The following is a 2,028-nucleotide window of genomic DNA, read 5'->3' as shown; positions in this document are numbered from 1 at the left end:
CAGGGCCATCCCACGCTAGAGAGGCTGTGAGGACACGTCCCGTTAACGCCGGGGCGTTCCTGCGGCCGCTGGCTATTTCGCGCGCCGTGCGTCAAACTGGCGGCATGGCAGCGACGCACCCCGAGATTCTCGCGGTCCGGCCGGAGGGGTTCTCGCTCTGCGAGGTCACCGTCCGCTTGGCGCGTCCCGACGAGCGGAGCCGGTGGGACGAGCAGGTCGACCGCCACCACTACCTCGGCTTCCAGCGGTTTGCCGGCCGGGGACTGCGCTACGTCATCGCATGGCGCGAGCGGTGGCTCGCGCTCGCCGGCTGGCAGTCGGGCGCGTTCAAGAGCCGCCATCGGGACGGCTGGGTCGGCTGGTCGGGGGACATGCGCTACCGGCGGCTGCACCTGATCGCGAACAACACCCGGTTCGTCATCCTGAGCCCGCCCGGGGTCTTCCCGGATTTCGGCTCCTGGGCGCTGGCCCGGATGACGCAGCGGCTCAGCGCGGACTGGGAGGCGCACTACGGCCACCCCCTGCTGGTCGCCGAGACCTTCGTCGACCCGGCCCGGTTTGCCGGCACCTGCTACCGGGCCGCGAACTGGCAGTGTCTCGGCGATACCCGCGGATACGCGCGCCACAACGGCCAGTACACGCAACCACACGGGCAGCCCAAGCGGCTCTACGTCTACCCCCTGCGACGCGACGCCCGCGAGCGATTGCGCGACCCGCGTCCGCTGCCCGCCGCCTGGGAACCGAAGGGTCCGACGGCGCAGGCGCCGACCCGCTTGCGCTCGCTCTACGAGGAACTGGCCGCGGTCCAGGACTTCCGGCGCGCCCAGGGACGCAAGCACACCGTGGCCTCGGTGCTCGCCGTCTACATCCTGGCCCGACTCGCGAACTGCTGCGGCCCGGTCGCCGCCGCCGACTACGCGCAGCAGCTCAGTCAGGCGGAGCTGCGGGCCATCGGCGCCTGGAAGTCCCCCCGGACCGGCCGCTACTTGCCGGTCTCCAAGTCCACCCTGCACCGCGTGATCGGCTCGGTCGACCCCGAACAGGTCGAGGCGGTGCTGCGCCGCTACGCGATGCCTCGGCTGGCACTCGGGCAGGCGATCGCCATCGACGGCAAGCGCATTCGCGGCGCCAACCGCCACGCCGCCACCCGATACGAAACCGCAACCCTGGTCGCGCACGACACCGGACTGCCGCTCGCGACCCTCGGCTTCCACGAGCAGGGCGGCGAGACCGCGGCCGTCCGAGCCCTGCTCGAACAGGTGCCCGTCGCCGGGCGTCTGCTCACCATCGACGCGCTCTACACCACCCGCGAGACCGCCCGTCTGCTCGTCACCACCCACGCCGCCGACTACCTGATGACCGTCAAGAAAAACGCCCCCGAAACGCACCAGCTCCTCAGCACCCTGGACTGGGAGCGGGACGCGACCCGCCACTTCCAGGAACCGGTCCGCAAGGCCCACGGGCGCATCGAGCAACGCGCCATCGACGTCCTGACCCCGCTCCCAGGCCTCCTCAACTATCCCCATGTCGCCCAGGTCTTCCGCATCACCCGCCGCCGGACCGACGCGCGCCAGGGGCACGAGGCCACCACCACCACCGAGCACGTCTACGGCTTCACCTCGGTCCCCGCCCCCCGGGCAACCCCCCAGCAACTGCTCGCCTGGAACCGCGGACACTGGACCGTCGAAGTCAACCATCACATCCGCGATACCACCTTCGCCGAAGACGCCTGCCTCGCCAGAACCCGCTTCGCCCCCAGCAACAACGCCACCTGCACCAACATCGCGCTCGCGATCATCCTCCACCGCACCCGCTTCGACAGCATCGCCGCCGCCACCCGATACTTCGCCTTCCAGCACCAAGCGGCCCTCGACGCCATCCTGCAACCCTGATCGAATCCGCGCCCGCCCGTCCTCCCCGGACCGGCCACCCCGGCCCAGCCGCCCCGACCACACCGCTGAACCCCGCTCCAGAGCGCCGAACCCCCACCGGTGCACGACCGGGCCGCTCAGCCACCCCTTCAACCCG

1 protein-coding gene is annotated in these 2,028 nt (G+C 71.2%); it reads left to right on the top strand.

What is annotated here, in order from left to right:
• Window positions 1-104 precede the first annotated feature (104 nt).
• A complete protein-coding gene (locus OXU42_18110; GenBank protein ID MDE0031301.1) occupies window positions 105-1,892 on the top strand; it encodes an ISAs1 family transposase in 1,788 nt (595 codons plus the stop codon).
• Window positions 1,893-2,028: the final 136 nt, after the last annotated feature.

The sequence above is a fragment of the Deltaproteobacteria bacterium genome (assembly GCA_028818775.1).
Taxonomy (GTDB): domain Bacteria; phylum Desulfobacterota; class Binatia; order UBA9968; family JAJDTQ01; genus JAJDTQ01.
The sequence above is the reverse complement of the archived record's forward strand: the minus strand, read 5'-3'. Positions and strand labels throughout refer to the sequence as shown.